The organism is Shuttleworthella sp. (assembly GCF_057251025.1).
Genome location: NZ_DBHIDN010000001.1, coordinates 1 through 19367 on the forward strand (window position 1 = coordinate 1; position 19367 = coordinate 19367).

General features: G+C 54.7%; 20 protein-coding genes. 17 read left to right on the forward strand and 3 right to left on the reverse strand.

Annotation, left to right across the window (positions count from 1 at the left end; all coding sequences use genetic code 11):
- Positions 1–171: 171 nt before the first annotated feature.
- Both ACO5R6_RS00005 and rpmB read right to left on the reverse strand, forming a co-directional pair.
- Positions 172–2274 (reverse strand): sodium-translocating pyrophosphatase, encoded by a 2103-nt coding sequence (locus ACO5R6_RS00005; RefSeq protein WP_485625118.1) that lies wholly within the window; start codon positions 2272–2274, stop codon positions 172–174.
- A gap of 191 nt (positions 2275–2465) precedes the next feature.
- Positions 2466–2651: a 50S ribosomal protein L28 gene (gene rpmB, locus ACO5R6_RS00010; RefSeq protein ID WP_485625119.1), complete on the reverse strand. Its 186-nt coding sequence runs from the start codon at positions 2649–2651 to the stop codon at positions 2466–2468.
- A gap of 169 nt (positions 2652–2820) precedes the next feature.
- Here rpmB and ACO5R6_RS00015 point away from each other — a divergent pair, with 169 nt between their 5' ends.
- The 3 genes from ACO5R6_RS00015 (at position 2821) to recG (ending at position 6982) form a co-directional block, all read left to right on the forward strand.
- Positions 2821–3180 (forward strand): Asp23/Gls24 family envelope stress response protein, encoded by a 360-nt coding sequence (locus ACO5R6_RS00015; RefSeq protein ID WP_485625120.1) that lies wholly within the window; start codon positions 2821–2823, stop codon positions 3178–3180.
- Between the two features lie 18 nt (positions 3181–3198).
- Positions 3199–4794: a DAK2 domain-containing protein gene (locus tag ACO5R6_RS00020; RefSeq protein ID WP_485625240.1), complete on the forward strand. Its 1596-nt coding sequence runs from the start codon at positions 3199–3201 to the stop codon at positions 4792–4794.
- Between the two features lie 97 nt (positions 4795–4891).
- A complete protein-coding gene (gene recG, locus ACO5R6_RS00025) occupies positions 4892–6982 on the forward strand; it encodes an ATP-dependent DNA helicase RecG (RefSeq protein ID WP_485625121.1) in 2091 nt (696 codons plus the stop codon).
- 22 nt (positions 6983–7004) lie between these two features.
- Here the strand turns inward: recG and ACO5R6_RS00030 are convergent, their stop codons facing one another.
- The gene (locus ACO5R6_RS00030; RefSeq protein ID WP_485625122.1) at positions 7005–8753 is read right to left on the reverse strand and encodes an Rqc2 family fibronectin-binding protein; all 1749 of its coding nucleotides are present in this window, start codon (positions 8751–8753) and stop codon (positions 7005–7007) included.
- Between the two features lie 155 nt (positions 8754–8908).
- Between ACO5R6_RS00030 and ACO5R6_RS00035 the strand changes: the two genes are divergently transcribed.
- The 14 genes from ACO5R6_RS00035 to hisZ all read left to right on the forward strand — a co-directional run bounded on the left by ACO5R6_RS00035 (position 8909) and on the right by hisZ (position 19366).
- Positions 8909–9787 carry a YicC/YloC family endoribonuclease gene (locus ACO5R6_RS00035; protein WP_485625123.1) on the forward strand — a complete coding sequence of 293 codons (879 nt, stop codon included), beginning with the start codon at positions 8909–8911 and terminating at the stop codon, positions 9785–9787.
- 23 nt (positions 9788–9810) lie between these two features.
- Positions 9811–10455: a guanylate kinase gene (gene gmk, locus ACO5R6_RS00040; protein WP_485625124.1), complete on the forward strand. Its 645-nt coding sequence runs from the start codon at positions 9811–9813 to the stop codon at positions 10453–10455.
- A 2-nt stretch (positions 10456–10457) separates the two neighbouring features.
- Positions 10458–10871 carry a DNA-directed RNA polymerase subunit omega gene (gene rpoZ, locus ACO5R6_RS00045; protein ID WP_485625125.1) on the forward strand — a complete coding sequence of 138 codons (414 nt, stop codon included), beginning with the start codon at positions 10458–10460 and terminating at the stop codon, positions 10869–10871.
- A gap of 1 nt (position 10872) precedes the next feature.
- Positions 10873–12219: a 30S ribosomal protein S12 methylthiotransferase RimO gene (gene rimO / locus ACO5R6_RS00050; protein WP_485625126.1), complete on the forward strand. Its 1347-nt coding sequence runs from the start codon at positions 10873–10875 to the stop codon at positions 12217–12219.
- Positions 12206–12748, forward strand: a complete 543-nt coding sequence (gene pgsA, locus ACO5R6_RS00055) for a CDP-diacylglycerol--glycerol-3-phosphate 3-phosphatidyltransferase (RefSeq protein ID WP_485625127.1) — start codon at positions 12206–12208, stop codon at positions 12746–12748. The genes rimO and pgsA overlap by 14 nt, the downstream gene beginning before the upstream one ends.
- Before the next feature lies 1 nt (position 12749).
- Positions 12750–13259 (forward strand): CinA family protein, encoded by a 510-nt coding sequence (locus ACO5R6_RS00060; protein WP_485625128.1) that lies wholly within the window; start codon positions 12750–12752, stop codon positions 13257–13259.
- A 2-nt stretch (positions 13260–13261) separates the two neighbouring features.
- Positions 13262–13807 (forward strand): 16S rRNA (guanine(966)-N(2))-methyltransferase RsmD, encoded by a 546-nt coding sequence (gene rsmD / locus ACO5R6_RS00065; RefSeq protein ID WP_485625129.1) that lies wholly within the window; start codon positions 13262–13264, stop codon positions 13805–13807.
- 8 nt (positions 13808–13815) lie between these two features.
- A complete protein-coding gene (gene coaD, locus ACO5R6_RS00070; protein ID WP_485625130.1) occupies positions 13816–14304 on the forward strand; it encodes a pantetheine-phosphate adenylyltransferase in 489 nt (162 codons plus the stop codon).
- A 4-nt stretch (positions 14305–14308) separates the two neighbouring features.
- Positions 14309–15022 carry an ATPase gene (locus tag ACO5R6_RS00075; RefSeq protein ID WP_485625131.1) on the forward strand — a complete coding sequence of 238 codons (714 nt, stop codon included), beginning with the start codon at positions 14309–14311 and terminating at the stop codon, positions 15020–15022.
- Positions 15023–15083: 61 nt separating this feature from the next.
- Positions 15084–15881 carry a pseudouridine synthase gene (locus tag ACO5R6_RS00080; RefSeq protein WP_485625132.1) on the forward strand — a complete coding sequence of 266 codons (798 nt, stop codon included), beginning with the start codon at positions 15084–15086 and terminating at the stop codon, positions 15879–15881.
- Positions 15865–16578 carry an HAD family hydrolase gene (locus tag ACO5R6_RS00085; protein WP_485625133.1) on the forward strand — a complete coding sequence of 238 codons (714 nt, stop codon included), beginning with the start codon at positions 15865–15867 and terminating at the stop codon, positions 16576–16578. The genes ACO5R6_RS00080 and ACO5R6_RS00085 overlap by 17 nt, the downstream gene beginning before the upstream one ends.
- A complete protein-coding gene (locus tag ACO5R6_RS00090) occupies positions 16575–17540 on the forward strand; it encodes an RluA family pseudouridine synthase (RefSeq protein WP_485625134.1) in 966 nt (321 codons plus the stop codon). The genes ACO5R6_RS00085 and ACO5R6_RS00090 overlap by 4 nt, the downstream gene beginning before the upstream one ends.
- Positions 17541–17542: 2 nt before the next feature.
- The gene (locus ACO5R6_RS00095) at positions 17543–18073 is read left to right on the forward strand and encodes a Holliday junction resolvase RecU (RefSeq protein WP_485625135.1); all 531 of its coding nucleotides are present in this window, start codon (positions 17543–17545) and stop codon (positions 18071–18073) included.
- Between the two features lie 108 nt (positions 18074–18181).
- On the forward strand, positions 18182–19366 hold the full coding sequence (hisZ, locus tag ACO5R6_RS00100; RefSeq protein WP_485625136.1) for an ATP phosphoribosyltransferase regulatory subunit: 1185 nt from the start codon (positions 18182–18184) through the stop codon (positions 19364–19366).
- Position 19367: the final 1 nt, after the last annotated feature.

Here is a 19367-nt window from a genome sequence, read left to right on the forward strand (position 1 = left end):
TCTATTTACAAGGCTTTGAAGGGGTTTTCATCAACACGTTTTGTCCTATAACTCGCAGTGAATAGCCCCCGACCCAAGATAGATGGGCCGGGGGCATTCTTATTGTCAGAGGAAGGAGCTAAGCCAGGAATGGATGAATCAGAAGAAGACTTCATCCGTAAAGGGGCTGGGTCAGATGAAGAACTGGGTCAGATGAAATGCCACAACCAGACCTGAGAAGACAATGGAGATCGTGGAGCAGAGCTTGATCAGGATATTCAGGGCCGGGCCGGAGGTGTCCTTGAAAGGATCGCCGACCGTGTCCCCAACAACCGCAGCCTTATGGCAGTCCGATCCCTTGCCGCCGAAATGACCGCCCTCGATATACTTCTTGGCGTTGTCCCAGGATCCGCCGGCATTGCTCATGAAGACCGCCATCGCAAAGCCGGTGACGGAGACACCACCCAGGAGTCCAACGACAGCCTCGCAGCCGAGAATGAGGCCGGTCAGGATGGGGACAATGATCGCCAAGAGAGCGGGGGTGAGCATCTGGCGCAGGGCTCCCTTAGTGCAGATGGCAACACAGCTGGCGTAGTCCGGGTCCGCAGACCCGTCCATAATTCCCCGGATCTCGCGGAACTGACGGCGAACCTCCCTTACGATGCTCTGGGCGGAAATCTGTACCGCACTCATGGTATAGGACGCGAAGACGAAGGTGAGCATGGCTCCGACAAAGAGTCCGACCAGCACAGACGGGTTGGTCAGGGAGAGGTCCATGAGCTTCTTCCCGGAAAGGGCAAGCTTGGAATCCGCAATCGAGACATAGGAGACCAGGAGGGCAAGGGCGGTCAGTGAGGCGGAGCCGATTGCGAAGCCCTTGCCTGTAGCCGCGGTGGTATTGCCAAGAGAGTCCAGCGCATCTGTGCGGTCACGGACGAAATCCGGAAGGCCTGACATCTCGGCAATCCCGCCGGCATTGTCTGCGACGGGACCGTAGGCGTCCGTCGCCAGCGTGATGCCCAGCGTGGACAGCATGCCGACGGCCGCAATCCCGATTCCGTAGAGCCCCTGATTGTAACTCCGGTAGCCCCCGGCGGTCACAAAGGAGATGATGACAGCTGCCGCGACGATGAGGATGGAGGGCATGGTGGACTTCATTCCCAGGGAGATGCCGCCGATGATCAGGGGACCGATGCCGCTCTTGGATGAGGCGGACAGGCTCTGGGTGGGCCGGTAGCTATCGGAGGTGTAATATTCGGTGAAATATCCGATCGCCGTGCCGCTGATCAGACCGCAGAGGATGGAGACATAGACGCCCATGTTCCCCAGGATGAAATAGGTCAGGGGGGCCGCCAGGAGGGCTGCCAGAATGGTCGCGGAATAAGTGCCCTTGCGAAGAGAATAGAGCAGGGATTTCTGGTTGGTGGTCTCATCCGTGCGAACCAGGAAGCTTCCGAGAATGGAGCACAAGATGCCGATGACGGCCAGAGCCAGGGGGAGAAGCATCCCCTTGTAGCCATAGCCTGCCAGAGGGCCCAGTGAGAAAGTCGCCAGAATCGAGCCGACATAGGATTCATAGAGGTCGGCACCCATCCCGGCGACATCACCGACGTTGTCACCGACATTGTCGGCAATCGTGGCCGGATTGCGGGGGTCGTCCTCCGGGATCCCGGCCTCAACCTTGCCGACCAGGTCTGCACCGACATCTGCCGCTTTTGTGTAAATGCCGCCGCCGACGCGGGCGAAGAGGGCCATGAAGGAGGCCCCCATTCCGTTCATGACCATGATGCTGCCGAGCTCCATGGGATCCGCAATATGGAAGGCGAAGCGGAGAAGGAAGAACCAGAGAGACACATCGAGAATTCCGAGGCCGACGACCGTAAAGCCCATGACAGAGCCGGAAGCGAATGCCACGCGAAGGCCGCTGTTGAGACTCTTAGATGCCGCCTGGGCAGTGCGGGAGTTGGCCTGGGTGGAGATCTTCATGCCAATGTAGCCGGCAGACATGGAGAAGATTCCGCCGGACAGGAAGGCAAAGGGGGTGAACTTGGAGAGCATGGACCCATTGCTGGCAAATGCCATGAGAAGGAGGAGGACAAATACGATTGCGAAGATTTTGGCGACTGTGGCGTACTGGTGTTTCAAATAGGCATCTGCGCCGTCTCGGATTGCGGATGCAATCTTCTTCATCCGGTCTGTTCCCTCGGGACAGGCCATGACCGCGCGGCGCCGACTCTGCGCGAAGAGGAGCGCGGCAAATGCTCCAACAAATCCAATCGCAAAGTAAAGTTCCATACAAGGCCTCCTTATCTATGCTTTTGTCGAAAGAATATTGCATCGGCAACTCTTATATATGAAATGATAAGGTCTGTTTTCCCGAATGACAAGAGACAGAAGGGCTTTATTTGCAGAGAATCATTTTGATCAAGAAATAAAAAAAGACCTGCGAAGATATCGCAGGTCAGGGGATCCCAAGATCCGCTTGCTTAAGCGCGCTCAACTGCGCCGGAGCGGAGACAGGAAGTACATACATATGCCTTCTTCGGGCTTCCATTCTCCATAATACGAACAGACTTTACATTGGACTTCCACATTCTGTTAGATCTTTTATGAGAATGGCTCACTTTAATACCAAAATGAGCGCCCTTACCGCAAACTGCACACTTTGCCATCGTCAGACACCTCCTTAAATTAAGATTATTTGCCCTCAGTGGCAAATCACAACAGTGATAATATAGCAGAGTGGAAACTTGAAATCAAGTAAAATCCCTTTGTATTTTCAAGGGAATCCGATATAATTGCTTATGAAATATGTCTGTTGGGAATGGAGGTACCTATATTATGCAGGGTGCAATGTCTACCGGACTTGGCAAGATTGAGATTAACCCGGATGTGATCGCAACCTATGCCGGTTCTGTTGCAATTGAGTGCTTTGGTATCGTGGGTATGGCAGCGGTCAATATGATGGACGGGCTGACGCGCTTGCTCAAGAAGGATTACCTGAACCGGGGAATCAATGTCACGATTGTCGACAGCAGTGAGATAGCGCTGGATTTCCACGTGATTGTAGCATACGGCGTTGCTATCAGTACGGTCTGCAGCAACCTCAGAGACACGGTGAAGTATCAGCTGGAGGCATTTACCGGAATGAAGGTGAGAGAAATCAATATCTTCGTCGAGGGCGTTCGCGTTACTGATTAAGGAGGAACTCAGGTGGAAATGAAGACGATCAATGCTTCGCTCCTTGCGAAGGCATTTCTCGGTGCCTCAACGAACCTAGATAATCATAAGGAATGGATCAATGAGCTGAATGTATTTCCGGTTCCGGACGGCGATACGGGAACAAATATGACGGCGACGATTGCATCGGCTGCTCATGCGGTGGAAGAGCTTGGCAGCGAGGCGGTCATGAAGGATATCTGCAAGGCGATATCCTCCGGCTCTCTGCGCGGCGCAAGGGGCAATTCCGGTGTCATCCTCTCTCAGCTCTTTCGCGGTTTCTGCAAGATCAGCAGGGATTACTCGGAACTCAATGTTCAGATTCTGAGCGACGCCATCCAACGGGCCTGTGAGACTGCCTATAAGGCAGTCATGAAGCCCAAGGAGGGCACGATTCTTACCGTTGCCCGGGGAATTGCGGACAAGGCCCTTGAAATGGCGGCCCAGACGGACGATATCCTGGTATTTACGGATGCTATCATCAAGGAGGGAGACCGTGTTCTGGCTCAGACGCCGGACCTGCTTCCCGTCTTGAAACAGGCCGGAGTCGTGGATTCCGGCGGCCAGGGCTTGATGGAAGTCTTAAAAGGAGCCCAGATTGTTCTCTCCGGCGGGACCGTAGAGTCCAAGGCTGTTGAGATCCGCACGGAGGCCTCCTATGCCTATCGGCTCCGCTTCAAGGTCGTCTCAGATATGCTTGTCACAGGAGACCAGGTCTCTGATTTAAAGCACAAGATTATGAAGGACAGGGACTGTCAGGTGACCGGCAATGCCAACTCAATCTCGGTTACGATTGAGTGCGATGATCCGGGTCAGGTGATTACAATCGCCATGCAGTACGGTGTCTTGCATGAGGTTCATCTGCACTCCAACCCCAATGCCAAGGCATTCATGGTCAAGGAGACAGAGACAGATGCGCCGGCCGCTGCGCCTGCCAAGGAGATCGCCTTTGTCGCAGTCTCCATCGGCGAAGGGATTAATGATGTCTTCAGACAATTGGGCTGTGACCACATTATTACCGGCGGGCAGACCATGAACCCCTCGACGGAGGATATTCTCTCCGCAATCGAGAAGACCAATGCCAAGAACATTTTTGTTCTTCCCAACAATAAGAACATCATCATGGCAGCCAAGCAGGCTGCGGAACTGACAGAGGACAAGAAGGTCATAGTTATCCCGACCAAGACTGTCCCGCAGGGCATCACGGCCATGATTAATTTCATCCCCGAGCAATCTCTCGAGGAGAACCGCGACCGGATGATCGAGGAGATCGCTCTCGTCAAGACGGGGCAGATCACCTATGCCGTGCGTGACACCCTGATAGATGACAAGCAGATTCACCGGGGCGACTTTATGGGAATCGGAGATGACGGAATCGTCTCTGTAGATTCCGATCTCAACCGGGCCTTCGATCAGATGATTGCCGGCATGGTGGATGAGGACTCCTCTATCATCAGCATCTACTTCGGAAAGGATGCGGACGAGAAAGAGGCCAATGCTCTGGCGGATCGGGTTCGAAAGGCTTATCCCCGGCTCGAAATTGAGCTGCAGAATGGCGGACAGCCTGTCTACTACTATGTGGTCAGTGTCGAGTGAGGACTCGGTCTGATATAAGTGCCCAATGAGGTAGCCGACCGATATATACCGTATGAGGGACTTGTCCCCTCGCGGTGTATGCCGGTCGGCTCTTCTTATGAGACAAGAAGAGAAAATCAACCGGAAGAGGGACACTATGAATTATATGGAGCGCATACGTGATCTCAAGGGAGTGGGAGAGAAGACAGAGAAGCTCTATCAGAAACTGGATATATATACGGTGGGCGACCTGCTCTTGCATTTTCCGAGAAGCTATCAGACCTATCCCCCACTCGCAAATTACGAGAAACCGGAGCCGGGGCAAAAGATCGCTCTTCTGGCAAGGCTTAAGAGTCCGGCCAGAAATAAGAGGGGAAGGCAGATGGATGTGACTCTTGCCACGGCTTTCTATGGAGACCATAGCCTGAATCTCATCTGGTTTCGCACGCCCTATATCAGAAGCCGGCTGACCGTGGGAGAGCCCTTCGTATTCTATGGAAAGCTGGAAGAAGAGCAGGGTAAGTTCTCCATGTCTCAGGCGCAGATCTTCCGTCCGGACCAGTACGAGAGCCTCATGCAAGAGCCCCAGCCGGTCTATGGACTGACCAGGGGCCTGACCAATCACAAGATTCGAAAGCTGGTCCGGGAAGTCTTTGACAGCGGAATCTCCATGGGCGAGTACCTGCCGCCTGAAATCCTTGAGACAAATCAGCTGGTTCCCTATGAGTGGGCCATGAAGCAGATCCATTTTCCGGAAAATCTCGACCATCTGATCAGAGCCAGAAAGAGGCTGGCCTATGATGAGTTCTTCTTCTTCCTCCTGGAGCTGGGGAAGAACCGTATGGAGATGATCCCGGAAGAGACGGGCGATCGCATTGTGAAGACCGGGCAGGTGGAGAGAGTGAAGGCGGAGCTTCCCTATGCCCTGACAAGAGGGCAGGAGGAGGCCCTCTCCGATGTGCTCTCAGACTTGAGTAAGACCCAGGTCACGCAGCGCCTGATTCAGGGGGATGTCGGGAGCGGCAAGACGATCATCGCCTTTCTTGCCATGCTGGCCTGCCTGGAGAACGGCTATCAGGCCGCCATCATGGCGCCGACCGAGGTCCTTGCGAGGCAGCATGAGAGAGCCTTCCGCAGACTCTGTCAGGAACATCATCTTCCCTATACGGTTGTCTGTCTGACCGGGTCTTCAGGTGCAAGACAAAAGAGGGAGATTCAGGAGAAGATCTCCAAGACCTCGTCTCTTCTTATTATCGGAACCCAGGCCCTGATTCAAGACGCGGTGGAGTACAGGAAACTGGCCCTGGTGGTGACCGATGAGCAGCACCGGTTCGGGGTCCGGCAGAGGAAGATATTCTCCGCCAAGGGACAGTCGCCCCATGTTCTTGTTATGTCGGCGACACCGATTCCAAGGACGCTTGCCATGATCCTGTATGGCGATATGAATCTGTCAGTGATTCGAGAAGTGCCGGTCGGCCGCAAGAAGATTAAGAATGCGATTATCCGGTCCGAGGAGAAGAAGACGGCCTGGCGATTTATCGCCAGAGAAGTGCTGGCCGGAAGGCAGGCCTATGTAATCTGTCCGCTTGTAGAGGCGTCCGACGTCAGCGAAGACGAAAATGTTACAGACTATGCAGAAAAAATGAGGGATTTCTACGGAGGTCAGATCAGGCTTGGTATCCTGCACGGGCGCATGAAGTCCGCAGAGAAGGACCGGGTCATGGAGGACTTCGTCTCGGGCGAGGTCCAGGTGCTGGTATCGACGACGGTCATTGAGGTGGGGGTCAATGTGCCCAATGCCAGCGTCATGCTCATCGAGAATGCCAACCGGTTCGGTCTGGCCCAGCTGCACCAGCTGCGGGGGCGCGTTGGGAGAGGAGGAGACCAGTCCTACTGCATCTTTATTGACGCTTCGGACACAGAAGAGGTCTCCGGGCGGCTTGAAATCCTGGTTCACTCCAATGATGGATTTGAAATCGCCTCAGAGGATTTGAAACTGCGGGGGCCCGGTGACTTCTTCGGCATCCGCCAGTCCGGGGATCTGGACTTTAGGATTGCGGACATCTACCAGGATGCCGATATGCTGCAGCTTGCCTCCGACGACTGCAGGGAGATTCTGGAACTTGATCCAGAGCTTGCACTGGAGGAGCACGCGAAAATACGGACCTTCCTGGACCGAAGGCGCCGGGACCTGTATACCAATCTCTGATGCAAGACCGAGGAAGGAATCCTCAGGATTCCGCCGGCCGGACCCCCTCCAGAGAGGGCCTGGCAAGGAGGGAGTAGTTGCTGTGGTAGATGACAAAGCCCGCAATTCCTCCGGCCGGCCTCTTGACATTCTTCTTCTGAAGATAGTCCACCTCAACACTTCCGGAATTTCTCCCCTGGGAGTAATAGGCGGCGAGAGAGGCGGCAATCTCATAGATATGATCCGGCATATCGCCACCCGAGGGATTCTTTACGATGACATGGGACCCGTGGATCTTCTTGGTGTGGAACCACCAGTCATTGCCGCTTGCCAGCTGGAAGGTCAAATAGTCATTCTGCTCGTTATTCTTTCCAACATAGATATCGAACCCATCCTCCGTAATATAGTGAAGGGGCTTGCTCTTGCCCTGGATTCGCTTGCTCTTGCCCTTCTTGCGGAGATAGCCGTAGCGAATCATCTCCCGGCGGATGGCCTCTAGGTCCGCGGGATCCTGGGCGATCTCTATGGCAGTCAGCATGGACTCCAGATGGGAAATGGTCTGACCGGTCTCTGCAATCAACCGGCCGCAGGCCTCTTTTGTCCGCTTGAGCTTCTCATAGCGGGCAAAGTATCTGGAAGCATTTTCCATAGGAGACAGGAGGGGATCCAGGGGAATGCTGATTTCCCGGTTGTCGTAGTAATTTATGCACCTGAGCTCCCGGTCGCCCGGCTTGGCACTGTAGCCGTAGGTGTGAAGCAGCTCTCCCCGAATCCGGTAGAGATCCATCTTGTCCGCGGACTTCTCCTGTTTCTTCTGAATGGCCTCTTTCTTGCGGGCCCGGTCCAGAAGAGTCGTCAAGAGCTGCCTTAGGTCAGAGGACTTCTGCCGGATGTTGGCAGCCCGGTTGCGACCGGCGTAGAAATCAACCAGAAGTCGAGAGATAGATTGGTATTCCGTCAACGCGGCATCGGGATAGAAACTGATCCCGAAGGCCGCATACTCTATGGGAGAACCGGTCTTGGAATCCCGGACCAGGCAGGGCTGATAGCGGTCGGAGCGAAGATCCTGGGTCATCCGATCCCATGCCCCGTAGAGCTGCATTTTCTGTATTTCGGTCAGAGCCTCGCTGTTGTCAACCGAGGACAGGCCCGCCCTGCAGATGATCTCATTGGCGATGACAGAGGAAAAACCGGTATAGGAGCGGTAGATGGCCTTTGCCAGGGGGGCGGGAGAGGCGAAGACCGAGGACATGAATTCTTCCTTCCCGCCGGTCAGGGGATCCAGCCTTCCCTCCTGAGCCGGAATGAAATAGGCCCTGCCGGGCAGGACCTCCCGGACCGAGGAGAGGGAGAAGGGAATGCGCTTGATGGCGTCGATGATCTTGTCTTCGGAATCGCAGAAAATGATGTTGGAATGCTTGCCCATGATCTCAACATAGAGGAACTTCTCGACCGGGTCCCCCAGTTCATCCAGGTGGGAGATCCGAAAGCGGATCACACGCTCAAAACCAATTTGCTCAATAGACCTGATATGTCCGCCCTGGATGTGCTTGCGGAGAAGCATACAGAAAGCAGGGGCGGTCATGGGGGCAGTCTTGTGCTCATCCGTCAGATAGATAAGGGGGAGAGAGGCGTTGGCAGAGATCAGGAGACGGCGGTTTGCGCCCGCCGTCTTGATGGTCAGCTCCAACTCGCATGCCTCCGGCTGGATAATTTTTGAGATCCGGCCGGAGCTAAGCTCCTGCCTTAATTCCGCGACCAGGCAGTGGATGGTGGAACCGTCAAATGCCATATCATCAACCTTCTTTCATACATTTCTCCAACAGAGACCATTATACAGGATTTTCGGCCCAAAAAGTGATCCGTCCGGTTTGACGGAGTTTGCATCCTAGAATATAATAAATTGACTTATCTCCGTCTATTCAAGAGTGATTTGTGAGGCTCAGTATGGTTTGCAGTATGACAGGCTTTGGCAGAGGCGCGGCGAGCAGCGCATGCGGAGACCTGGTCCTAGAGATCAAGTCAGTCAATCACCGCTATTTTGAGTGCGTCGTGAAGCTCCCCCGCTCTTCCTATGCGATGGAGACAGAGATCCGAAACCGCATACAGAGCGTGATATCCAGGGGGAAACTGGATGTCTGCCTCAGCTTTCACAAGACCGGAGCAAGCGGTTATCAGCTCAACTACAATGCCGATCTGGCTGATCTTTATCTAAAACGGCTCAGGCAGATGTCCGACGAATTTGAGATCGGAGACCGGGTCTTTAACATAGATCTGGCCCGTTTTCCGGATGTACTGACCTTGGAGGAGAGGGAGCCCGATTCGGACATGCTATGCCGGCTTACGGAAGAGGCTTTGGACCAAGCGCTGACAGACCTTCTGGACCAGAGGGCCAAGGAGGGAGCCCGCCTGGGGCAGGACCTGACCCATAAGCTGAATCGTCTGGAAGAACTGGTCCTGTCCCTGGAGGAGAGGTCCGGTCAGATAATCGCAGAGTATACGGATCGGCTGCGGGGCAAGATCAAGACCCTTCTGGATGAGGAGGCCGTTGACGAGAACCGGATTGCCCAGGAGCTTGTCATATACGCGGATAAGATCTGTATTGACGAGGAGATGGTCCGACTCAAGAGTCATGTCGCCCAGGCGAGAGATCAGATTCAAAGAGGCGGCGAGGCCGGACGAAAAATAGATTTCCTGGCCCAGGAGATGAATCGGGAGGCCAATACGATCTTGTCCAAATCGACGGATGCAAGGACTGCCGATATCGGAATCGAGATGAAGACGCTGATTGAGAAAATACGCGAGCAGGCGCAGAATATCGAATAAGAGTCACAGATAAGGAGTGATCCATGTTACAGAAAGACAGTGGAATGGTCATCGTACTCTCCGGATTCTCAGGTGCCGGCAAGGGAACCATTATGAAACACCTCATGACGGATTACCCGGATGCCTATCACCTGTCCATCTCTGCCACAACCCGCGCTATCCGCGAAGAAGAAGTGGAGGGACGGGAGTACTTCTTTAAGACCAAAGAAGAATTTGAACAGATGATTGCGAATGGAGACCTCCTCGAGTACGCCAATTTCAATGACAATTACTATGGGACCCCCAAGGCCTATGTCAAGGAACAGATTGAAGCCGGCAGAGATATTATCCTGGAGATCGAAGTGCAGGGAGCCCTGCAGGTCAAGAAGATCTTCCCGGATGCCCTCCTGCTCTTTGTGACGCCGCCGTCCGCAGAGGCTCTTAGAGACCGCCTGATTGGGAGGGGGACAGAGAGCGAAGAGGTTGTCGCCCAGAGGCTTGCCATCTCTTGCAGAGAATCAAAGCTCATGGATCAATACGACTATCTGATCATCAACAACAAGCTAGAGGACTCTGTCGCCCAGGTTCACTCAATCATCCAGAGTGAACACAACAACACCTCACGAAGAAGAGAGGCAATTGCTCAGATTCAGAAAGAACTGCAGGTATTTGCGAAAGGAGAGCAGTAACAATGGCCAAGAATGATGTGCGCTTAGAGATGATTCACCCCTCCTATGTGGAGCTCATGCAGATTATCAATAATCAGGTGGAGGTGGGAGAGGAGCCTATGGTCAACTCCCGCTATACGATTGTCGCAGCTTGCGCCAAGCGCGCCCGTCAGCTGATCGACGGAGCCAGGCCGATGATCGAGAACACGGAGGGAATGAAACCGATCACAATCGCCGTCCATGAACTCGCCGAGGGAAAACTCACAATCCTGAATGAGGAGGAACTTCTGGCTGCCAAGGCCGCTGTCAAGGCGGAGGAGGAGAGACGAATGGCTCTTGCGGCGCAGCAAGAGGCCGCCCCGGAGGAGGCTGAGACTGAGGAAGAGAAAGAGAAAGAGGAATCCTCTGCCGCAGACAGGGATACAGAGGAGGTATAGCTTGTCCTATCAGATCCTCTTTATCTCCCTTGGATGCGATAAGAACCTGGTGGACTCGGAACACATGCTCTCCCGCCTGCACAGAGATGGTTTCTCTCTGACAGATCGGGAGGAAGAGGCGGACATCATCATTGTCAATACCTGCGCCTTCATCGACTCCGCCAAGGAAGAGAGCATTGAGACCATCCTTGAGATGGCTGCCTATAAGAAGGAGGGGCGACTCAAGGCGCTGATTGCCACGGGCTGTCTCTCCCAGCGCTATGCTGACCAGATCCGGGATCAGATACCGGAGGTCGACGGAATCGTCGGAACGAATTCCTATGACGATATTGTCCCCGTCCTGCGCGCTGTCTTAGAGGGAAAGCCACAGACCAGGCTTGACAGCCTTGACGGTCTCCCGGATGATGAGGAGGGAGGACGTCTCCTCACAACAGCCGGCCACTATGCGTATCTCAAGATTGCCGAGGGCTGTGACAAGGGCTGTAGCTACTGTATCATTCCGCAACTCCGCGGAAGCTACCGGTCCGTCCCCATGGTAAGATTAGTCAAAGAGGCAAGAGATCTGGTCGCGGGGGGCGTGCGGGAACTCATCCTGGTCGCCCAGGAGACGACGCGCTACGGGATCGACCTCTACGGCAAGAAGATGCTGCCGGACCTCCTCGATAAGTTAAATGCCATTGAGGGCCTCCAATGGATCCGCCTGCTCTATGCGTATCCGGAGGAAATTGACCGGGAGCTGATTGAAGCCATGGTCTGGAATCGGAAGGTCCTGCACTATATCGACATGCCCATCCAGCACGGTGACGATGAGGTTCTCCGCCGCATGGGCCGCAGAACCAGCAGGGCGGATATCCGGGAGAAGGTCGCCATGTTAAGAGAGGCGATGCCGGACATCTGCATTCGCACCACGGTAATCTGCGGTTTCCCCGGAGAGACGGACGAGATGCACCGGAGACTGCTTGATTTCATCCGGGAGATACGGTTTGACCGCCTGGGGGCATTTACATACTCGCAGGAGGAGGGGACGGCCGCCGCTCGATTTGAGGATCAAATTGATCCCGAGCAAAAGGAAGAGCGCCTGGCCCGGGTCATGGAGCTGCAGCAGGAGATCAGTCACAGGATAAACGAGTCCCTGATCGGCTCCGATCTGCAGGTCATGATCGAGGGGAAGGTCGCTGATGAAGCCGCTTATATCGGCCGCAGCTACCGGGATGCCCCGGATGTGGACGGATATGTCTTTGTCAATGGAGAAGAGGAGGTCTTCCACACCGGAGATCTGGTCCTGACCCATGTGTCAGGCGCCTATGAATACGATTTGATTGGAGAAGCTGTCAATGAACCTGCCTAACAAATTAACGCTCTTTCGCGTCTTCTTGATTCCGGTCTTTGTTATCCTCTATCTGGTCGGCTGGAGATCGCAGGAGATGCGCCTTGCGGCGGCTCTGGTCTTTATTGCAGCCAGCCTGACCGACCTTCTGGACGGGAAGATCGCGCGCAAATACAACCTGATCACAGACTTCGGCAAATTCATGGATCCCCTGGCCGACAAACTCCTTGTGGTCTCCGCCCTGATCTGCCTGATTGTCTCGGGGCAGGTGTACGCCTGGATTGTCATTATCATTGTGGCAAGAGAGTTCACGATCAGCGGTTTTCGCCTGATCGCCTCTGATAACGGGATCGTTATTGCCGCCAACTACTGGGGCAAATTCAAGACGGTCTTTCAGATGCTGATGGTCATTGTCAAGGTTCTGGCATTCGAGAAAGTCTACTGGACAATTCTGGGTGACATTCTCATGTGGATCGCTCTGGCCCTGACTGTGATCTCACTGATCACCTACCTGCTGCAGAATGCAGCTGTCTTAAAGGAGCAGAAATAGCATGGAAAACAATCTTCAGATGCGAACCGCACAACTGGCTGACCGGTTGGTCAAGGAGCTCGACCGCGCGGGCTGGTCTGTCACCAGCAGTGAGTCCTGCACAGGAGGGCTGATCTCCGCAGCTCTGGTCAGCGTCCCGGGAGCCTCGAACGTGTTCTCCCAGGGCTTGATCACCTATTCGAACCAGTCCAAGGAGTCTCTGCTTGGGGTGCGGCACGAGACGCTGGAAGCCTTCGGACCGGTTTCTCCGCAGACCGCCCGGGAGATGGCTTTTGGATCCAGGGTCTGCTATCAGTCAGATTTCGGCATCGCCTCAACCGGAGTTGCCGGGCCGGACGGAGGCAGCAAGGACCGGCCGGTCGGCACGGTCTACCTGTCCTGCTCTTATGAGGGCAATACCATGGTCCGCCATTATATCTTCTCCGGGGATCGAAATACAGTCCGCGCCAAGGCAACTGCCGCCGCCCTGGAACTTCTCCTGGACTGTGTCACAGAGAAGAGCGAGGCCTGACTATGCGTGTGATCGCAGGAAGCGCCAGAAGGCTTCAGCTGTCTACGCCCAGGGGCTTAAAGACCCGTCCCACCCAGGACAGGGTCAAGGAGACCCTCTTTAATATGCTGCAAAACGATATTGAGGGATCCTACTTTGCGGACCTCTTTGCCGGAAGCGGCCAGATGGGGATCGAGGCTCTGAGTCGGGGGGCCAGGACGGCCTTTTTCGTTGATCATGAGAGGGAGGCCCTGGCTTGTATTCGGGAGAATCTGATTCGATGTCATCTGGATGGTAAGGCCAGAGTGATCGCCTCTGACGTGTCTTCTGCACTGGCCGTCTGGGACAGACGAATTGTCCCGAATATTGTCTTTATGGATCCGCCCTATGGACAGGATCTTGAGAGACCGGTCCTGATGCAGCTTAAGGAGATACTTGACTCCCGGGCCCTTGTCATTCTGGAGAGCTCTTTGGATTGCGATCTCTCCTACATCGAGCCCTGTGGGTATCGCATAGACAGAGTCAAGCGATACAAGACCAACCAGCATATTTTTCTGTCTTTGGAGTGAAGAGGACGATGCGAACAGCAATTTACCCGGGTTCTTTCGATCCGGCGACTTTCGGACATCTGGATATTATTGAGCGATCCAGCAGGCTCTTCGATCAGCTGATCGTCGCGGTTCTGAATAACTCGGCCAAGAATTCCCTCTTTAGCGCGGAGGAGAGAGTCTCTATGCTTAAGACTCTGACTGCCGATTATCCCAATGTCCGGGTTGACTCTTTCGAGGGCCTTCTGATCGATTATGCAAAGCGCGTCGGGGCCGGCTTCCTGGTCCGCGGGTTGAGGGCGGTCAGTGATTTCGAGTATGAACTTCAGATCGCTCAGACCAACCATGTGGAGTATCCGGGAATCGACACGATTTTTTTGACAACAAGTTTGAATTATTCCTACTTAAGTTCTACAATAGTAAGGGAGTTTGCATCCTATGGGGGCGATATTCGCCATTTTGTTCCGGCGGAGATTATTCCGTTGATTTACGACAAATACCATATCAATAAGGAGTGAAAAGATGGCAAGTAGAATCGAAGATATAATCAGTGAGATTGAGGAGTACATCGACAGCTGTAAACCGTCAGCCTTCTCCTCGACCAAAATTGTTGTCAATCGTGATGAGATCGACGCCCTGCTCGAGGAACTCAGGAGCAAGACCCCTGAGGAGATCAAGCGCTATCAGAAGATCATCAACAACAAGGAGGCTATTCTCGCAGATGCTCAGACGAAAGCGGATGCCATCATAGCCCAGGCCCAGATTCAGACCAATGAGCTTGTGAGCGAACATCAGATTATGCAGCAGGCTTATGCCCAGGCCAACGAGGTGGTCAATGTGGCGACCCGCAATGCTCAGGAGATGCTGGATAAGGCAACGGAGGATGCCAACAGCATCCGGACCGGTGCGATTGAGTACACGGATGACCTGCTCGCCCGGGTCCAGGCCCTTGTGGAGAAGTCCCTGCAGGACGCGAATCAGTATTATACCGCTCTGGAAGAAGCGGTTCGCGCATCTGATGAGCACTTCTCTTCCTCCATGAACGGCTACCTGGACCTGATCCAGAAGAATCGAGAGGAGTTGCACCCTGTCTCCATTCAGACGCCCCGTGTCAAAAGGAGCACAGACCAGGGAGCCAAAGAGGGCCAGGGTCAGCAGCTGGCTGCTCCCGAAGATTTAGAGGCTTCTGCCTCAGAAGATTCTTCGATTGATGTACCCGAGGAGCTCTTCTCCTAAGAGGGAATAGAAGATCAAGAAGAGCTGTGAGAATCACAGCTCTTTTTTTATAGGAGGAAGGATGGGGGCGCTTCGACTGGACAAATATCTGGCAGATGCAGGGCTTGGAAGCCGCGGCCAGGTCAAGCAACTGATCAGAAAAGGACTGGTGACCGTGGATGGGGTCTGCGTGCGGGATCCGGCATATGTCCTTGCCGAGAGCAGCCCTGTGTCCTGTCAGGGACAGGCGGTCTTGGGCAAGGCCTTCGTCTACATTCTCTTTTTCAAGCCGGCCGGCTGCGTCTGCGCGGCCCGGGACAGATACCACAAGACCATCTTCGACTATATTCCACAGACCAGGAAGAGGGATCTGGCTCCGGTGGGACGACTGGACCTGGACACGGAGGGCCTTCTTCTTGTCACAAACGACGGCGCTCTGACCCATCGCCTGCTCGCGCCGGGGCGGCATGTGGATAAGACCTACTACGCTGAGACGACCGGTCGATTGGGTCAGGCAGAGGTCAGAGCCTTTGCGGAGGGAATGGACATAGGAGAGGGGCGGCGCCTGGACCCTGCGGAATTGCTTGTCCTCTTAAACCGGGAGGACCCGGCCGGATCTCATCGGGAGCCGGTCCCCTCATATGACTGGGAGAGGGAGTCCTGGAGGCGGCAGGATCACGGGTCCGGCCAGGCCTGCGCCTACGTGACCATTCATGAGGGCAAGTTTCATCAGATCAAGCGAATGTTCGCCATGACAGGGCACGAGCTAACTTATCTCAAGCGTCTTCGCATGGGTCCTCTCGTCCTTGACCCGGCCCTTTCGCCCGGAGACTATCGGCCACTCACAGAGGAGGAAGAGGCACTTGTTCGATCATATTAAAGGGGTTATTTTCGATATGGATGGGACCCTGCTTGACTCCATGCATATCTGGAGGCAGATCGATGAAGATTTCCTGGCCGGTCGGGGACTTCCGATGCGTGAAGATCTGCAGAGACAAATCGAGGGGATGTCCATGATTCAGACAGCGGCCTGGTTCAGGGAGACTTATCAGCTCCCGGAGACCATTGAGGACCTGACGGAGATCTGGAATGCCATGGCAAAAGAGGCCTACGAGAAGACCATAGAGACCAAGCCCTATGCCATGGAACTCCTCCATGTGCTCAGGGAAAGGGGCTATGCCCTGGCAATCGCGACATCGAATTCCAGGGCCCTGGTTGAGGCCTCCTTTTCGAAGAATCATCTGGACCGGCTGGTCTCGGTCTGTATTACCTCGGATGAGATCCCCAGGGGAAAACCGGCGCCCGACATCTATCTGCGGGCGGCCGATGACCTGTCGTTGGACCCGGCGCGCTGCCTGGTCTTCGAGGATATCCTGCCTGGAATCCATGCGGCAAAGGCGTCGGGCATGAGGGTCTGCGCGGTTGAGGACGCATACTCTGCTCAGATTCGGGATCAGAAGAGGCGGGAGGCGGATTATTTCGTCTATGACTTCAAGGAGGCCCTTTCGGTTCTGGAATCCCGGACGCAAGTCACGAACGGCCCGACTGACAGCAAGAGGGGAAGCGAAGAAAAATGAGAGAGATCTCGATTACAAAAGAGGAGGCCGGACAGAGACTGGATAAGTTCCTCGGCAAGTATTTCCGCGAGGCCGGATCCTCCTTTCTCTATAAGATGCTTCGAAAGAAGAATATCGTCTTGAACCGAAAGCGGGCCTGCGGGAGGGAAATGCTCGCCGAGGGAGATCGAATCGAGGTATTCTTCTCCGAGGAGACCTTTGGCAAGATGCGGGGAGGAGATGTCCAGAGGCAATTGTTTGCCTTTTTGAGACATGTGGGATCCCAGCACGTTCACCCGATCTACGAGGACGCGGACATTCTGGTGCTCAATAAACCGGCGGATTGTCTCTCCCAGAAGACGAGACCGGGGGAAATCACCCTCAATGAGGAGATGGTCTCCTATCTGATCGCAAGCGGAAGTCTCACGGAGGACTCCTTCTGTCTCTTTCACCCCTCGGTTTCCAATCGCCTGGATCGCAACACGACAGGCCTCATTCTTGCGGGAAAGACCCTGCGGGGACAGCAGTACCTGTCCGATCAGATCAGAGACCGAAGCGCCCGGAAGATCTATCACGCAATTGTCAAGGGTAGGGTCACGAAGGCGATGGAGATAAGTGCCTATCTCTACAAGGATGAGAGGGAGAATCGGGTCCGGATTGCCGACCGGAAGGAGGAACTGCCGGACGGATCCCATGAGATACGGACAGCCTATCGGCCCCTGGCCCATGGAAATCATGTGACTCTGCTTGAGCTGGACCTGCTGACCGGACGCAGCCATCAGCTCCGGGCTCATCTGGCCTCGATCGGTCACCCCATCGGAGGAGACCCCAAATACGGAGACAGGAACTTGAACCGGGAGCTCCGAGAGAAGTACGGGATCCGACATCAGCTCCTGCACGCATACTCTATAAGGCTTGCGGATGGGAGAGAATTTGTCTGTCCGGAGGATGAGATCTATCGCCGGATCATGGAGGAGGAGTAGATATGGCGACCTGGAATTCCAGAGGCCTGCGCGGTTCTGCCTTAGAGGAATATATCAATCAGACCAACGAAGTCTATCGGACCAACCATCTGGCTCTGGTCCAGAAGGTCCCTACCCCCATTACCCCGATCCATATCGATAAGACCAACCGCCATATTACGCTGGCCTATTTCGACCAGAAATCAACCGTCGACTATATCGGCTTAGTCCAGGGAATTCCGGTCTGCTTTGACGCCAAGGAGTGCGCGGAGGACACCTTCCCCCTGGCCAACCTCCATCGGCATCAGGTGGACTTCATGAGTGATTTCGAGGGGCAGGACGGAATCAGCTTTCTTCTGATTTCTTTTACCCAGAGAGAAGAGTTCTACTACATGAAGTACCGGGAGATGATGTTCTTCTGGGAGCGGATGCAGAAAGGGGGGCGCAAGAGCTTCCGCCGGGATGAGCTGGATCCGTCCTGTTTCTTCGGGCGCAGGGGAAACCTCCTGGTTCCGTATCTGGATCCTCTGGCTTTGGACCTGCGGGACCGCTAGACCGGACCGGTTTCGGTTGATTCTTGACGGATGAATGAAAAGATGTAAAATAAGAATTTAATAGAGCACTACACTAACACGCTAATACGATAAAGCAAAGGAGCCCGCATGAACGACCGCATCTTACATACGCCGGAGGGGGTCAGAGATATCTACGGACAAGAACTGGCCGGAAAGGTCAGAATTGAAACTTGCCTGAATGATCTTCTGGCATCCTTCGGCTACCATGCCATTCAGACTCCCAGCTTTGAATACTTCGATGTCTTCGGGACTCAGCGTGGGACTTCTCATGCCGGGTCCTGGTACAAGTTTTTCGACCGGGAAGGCAATACCTTGGTCCTGCGCCCGGATATCACCCCCTCGGTCGCAAGGGCCGCCGCCAAGTATTTCACGGAGGATGACAGGGTTCAGCGTCTCTCCTATCAGGGAAGCGTCTTTGACAACCAGTCATCCTACCAGGGACGTCTCAAGGAGAGCACGCAATTGGGAGCGGAGCTGATCGGAGATCCCTCCGCCGATGCGGATGCGGAGATGATTGCCCTTGTGATCTATGGGATGAAGGAGATCGGGTTCAAGGATTTTCAGGTTTCCTTTACCCATGCCGATATCTTCGCCGGTCTGATGGAGGCCTGCGACTTTGACGAGGATGACCGGAGTCAGATCGAGAGTCTGATCGAGAATCACAATCGCTTTGGCCTGCAGGAATATCTGGAGAGCAGGGCACTTTCATCGGACTTGCTGGACCTGTTTGACAGGATGACCAGAATCTACAATGATCCATCCGATTGGTCAGAATTGCGAGAACTCTCTTCCCCCTATCCCGGGATATCAGGGGCCCTGGACCGGCTGGGGCAGATCTATGAGATCCTGAGGATTTACGGAATTGAGTCCTATGTCTCTTTCGAGCCGGGCCTATTGGCCTCGTCCCGGTATTATACGGGGGTGATTTTCGCCGGATACACCTTCGGGAGCGGACAGGCTCTGGTCAGAGGCGGCCGCTATGACAGGCTTCTGTCCGATTTCGGCAAGAATGCCGCCGCCATCGGCTTCGCCTTCTCTGTCGATCAGCTGATGCTGGCCGCGTCAAGTCAGGGGATTGCGGTTCCTGAGATCCAACAGGAACACATCATCCTCTATCACAGGTCCTGCCGGGCCGATGCCCTGCGTCTGGCCGGAGAACTTCGCCGGGCAGGAGAGAGGCCGGCGCTGGTATCCTGTGATGATGACAGGGACCTGGAGCTTGAGAGGGGTAAATACCCTGGCGCCAGGGTGGATTGTATCAATGCGAGGTGAG

What these genes read in the sequence shown, in the direction of transcription:
- rpmB (WP_485625119.1), bottom strand. Translation starts at nt 2,651, where the DNA reads ATGGCAAAGTGTGCAGTTTGCGGTAAGGGCGCTCATTTTGGTATTAAA.
- coaD (WP_485625130.1), top strand. Translation starts at nt 13,816, where the DNA reads ATGCGAACAGCAATTTACCCGGGTTCTTTCGATCCGGCGACTTTCGGA.
- ACO5R6_RS00005 (WP_485625118.1), bottom strand. Translation starts at nt 2,274, where the DNA reads ATGGAACTTTACTTTGCGATTGGATTTGTTGGAGCATTTGCCGCGCTC.
- ACO5R6_RS00035 (WP_485625123.1), top strand. Translation starts at nt 8,909, where the DNA reads ATGGTTTGCAGTATGACAGGCTTTGGCAGAGGCGCGGCGAGCAGCGCA.
- rsmD (WP_485625129.1), top strand. Translation starts at nt 13,262, where the DNA reads ATGCGTGTGATCGCAGGAAGCGCCAGAAGGCTTCAGCTGTCTACGCCC.
- gmk (WP_485625124.1), top strand. Translation starts at nt 9,811, where the DNA reads ATGTTACAGAAAGACAGTGGAATGGTCATCGTACTCTCCGGATTCTCA.
- ACO5R6_RS00080 (WP_485625132.1), top strand. Translation starts at nt 15,084, where the DNA reads ATGGGGGCGCTTCGACTGGACAAATATCTGGCAGATGCAGGGCTTGGA.
- ACO5R6_RS00020 (WP_485625240.1), top strand. Translation starts at nt 3,199, where the DNA reads ATGAAGACGATCAATGCTTCGCTCCTTGCGAAGGCATTTCTCGGTGCC.
- hisZ (WP_485625136.1), top strand. Translation starts at nt 18,182, where the DNA reads ATGAACGACCGCATCTTACATACGCCGGAGGGGGTCAGAGATATCTAC.
- ACO5R6_RS00060 (WP_485625128.1), top strand. Translation starts at nt 12,750, where the DNA reads ATGGAAAACAATCTTCAGATGCGAACCGCACAACTGGCTGACCGGTTG.
- ACO5R6_RS00075 (WP_485625131.1), top strand. Translation starts at nt 14,309, where the DNA reads ATGGCAAGTAGAATCGAAGATATAATCAGTGAGATTGAGGAGTACATC.
- recG (WP_485625121.1), top strand. Translation starts at nt 4,892, where the DNA reads ATGAGACAAGAAGAGAAAATCAACCGGAAGAGGGACACTATGAATTAT.
- ACO5R6_RS00095 (WP_485625135.1), top strand. Translation starts at nt 17,543, where the DNA reads ATGGCGACCTGGAATTCCAGAGGCCTGCGCGGTTCTGCCTTAGAGGAA.
- ACO5R6_RS00030 (WP_485625122.1), bottom strand. Translation starts at nt 8,753, where the DNA reads ATGGCATTTGACGGTTCCACCATCCACTGCCTGGTCGCGGAATTAAGG.
- pgsA (WP_485625127.1), top strand. Translation starts at nt 12,206, where the DNA reads ATGAACCTGCCTAACAAATTAACGCTCTTTCGCGTCTTCTTGATTCCG.
- ACO5R6_RS00090 (WP_485625134.1), top strand. Translation starts at nt 16,575, where the DNA reads ATGAGAGAGATCTCGATTACAAAAGAGGAGGCCGGACAGAGACTGGAT.
- rpoZ (WP_485625125.1), top strand. Translation starts at nt 10,458, where the DNA reads ATGGCCAAGAATGATGTGCGCTTAGAGATGATTCACCCCTCCTATGTG.
- ACO5R6_RS00015 (WP_485625120.1), top strand. Translation starts at nt 2,821, where the DNA reads ATGCAGGGTGCAATGTCTACCGGACTTGGCAAGATTGAGATTAACCCG.